General features: G+C 67.8%; 1 protein-coding gene. It reads right to left on the reverse strand.

Translation table 11 applies throughout. From position 1 onward, the window contains the following. Nucleotides 1-70: 70 nt before the first annotated feature. Nucleotides 71-1,309 carry an IS256 family transposase gene (locus HHX30_RS40225; RefSeq protein ID WP_169989199.1) on the reverse strand — a complete coding sequence of 413 codons (1,239 nt, stop codon included), beginning with the start codon at nucleotides 1,307-1,309 and terminating at the stop codon, nucleotides 71-73. Between the last annotated feature and the right edge of the window lie 121 nt (nucleotides 1,310-1,430).

Below are 1,430 nucleotides of genomic sequence, written 5' to 3' on the forward strand. Positions count from 1 at the left end.
GGTGATGTCCCGCCGGGTGGTGTAACTCGCAGCTGATCGTGTGGGGTCGGCGAGTTGTGGGTTGGTGTGACTATGACGCGGCCAAGGCGGTGTGCGCCAGGGGTTCGGCCGGATCGTCTGCGGGCGGGGCGGTGAGTTGGGTCATGGAGCCCTCGGAGAGGTAGCGGCGGTCGCTGACTTGCCATTCGTCGTGGTGCTCGGCCAGGACGGCGCCGGCCAGGCGGCCCAGCGCGGTGGGGTTGGGAAAGACTCCGACGACGTCGGAACGGCGTTTGATCTCCCGGTTCAGCCGTTCCAGAGGGTTGGTCGACCAGATCTTCTTCCAGTGCTGGGCGGGGAAGTCGGCGAACGCGGTGATGTCGTCGGCGGCCTCCAGGAGCATCTGTTCCACGGCGGGGAACTGGCGGCCGAGCATGGTGGCGATGGTGGCAAGCTGGGCGCGGACGGTCTGGGCGTTGGGCTGGGCGAAGATGGTGCGGATGGCCGCGGCGACCATTTCCGCTGATCCCTTGGGTACGCGGGCGAGTACGTTGCGCATGAAGTGGACGCGGCACCTTTGCCAGGAGGCGCCGAGGAAGACCGCCCGCAGTGCACCTACCAGGCCGGCGTGGGCGTCGGAGATGGCCAGCTGCACCCCGGTCAGGCCGCGGGCTTTCAGCGAGCGCAGGAACGCCGTCCAGAACGCGCCGTCCTCAGAGTCGCCGACGGCAAATCCGAGGATCTCCCGGCGGCCGTCGATGCTGACGCCGGTGGCGATGACCACGGCTTGGGAGACGACCCGGTGGTTCACCCTCGCTTTGCAGTAGGTGGCGTCGAGGAAGACGTAGGGGAAGGTGGTGTGGGACAGCGGCCGGTCGCGGAAGGCGGCCACTTCGCTGTCCAGGTCGGCGCAGATGCGTGAGACCTCGCTTTTGGAGATCCCGGTCTCGGCGCCGAGGGCTTTGACCAGGTCATCGACGCTGCGGGTGGACACCCCGTGCAGGTAGGCCTCCATGACCACGGCGAACAGCGCCTGGTCGATGCGGCGGCGGCGTTCCAGCAGCGAGGGGAAGAACGACCCGGACCGCAGCTTGGGAATCTTCAGTTCCAGGTCACCGGCGGCGGTGGTCAGCAGCCGGTCGCGGTAGCCGTTGCGCTGGTTGGTGCGGGCCTCGGTGCGCTGGTGAGGGGCGGCGCCGATCACCGCGGTCGCCTCCGCCTCGATGAGCGCTTGCAGGACTGCTTGCAGCGCCTGGCGGATGACGTCGTCGGCGTCGGCGGCTTTCAAAGACTCCAGCAGGTTGAGCAGGGCAGACTGGTCCAGAGCCATCGTGTGGTGTCCTCCGCGAGAACCTTTGGTCGGGAACTCGCTGACCGTCACACGATGGCTCGCCCCGTGTCCGGGGCTTGCATCAACAGCTTGGAGTTACACCACCCGAGGGGACGTCACC

Origin of the sequence: Microbispora sp. H10836 (assembly GCF_012999525.1) — a bacterium.
In the GTDB taxonomy this organism is placed as follows: Bacteria; Actinomycetota; Actinomycetes; order Streptosporangiales; family Streptosporangiaceae; genus Microbispora.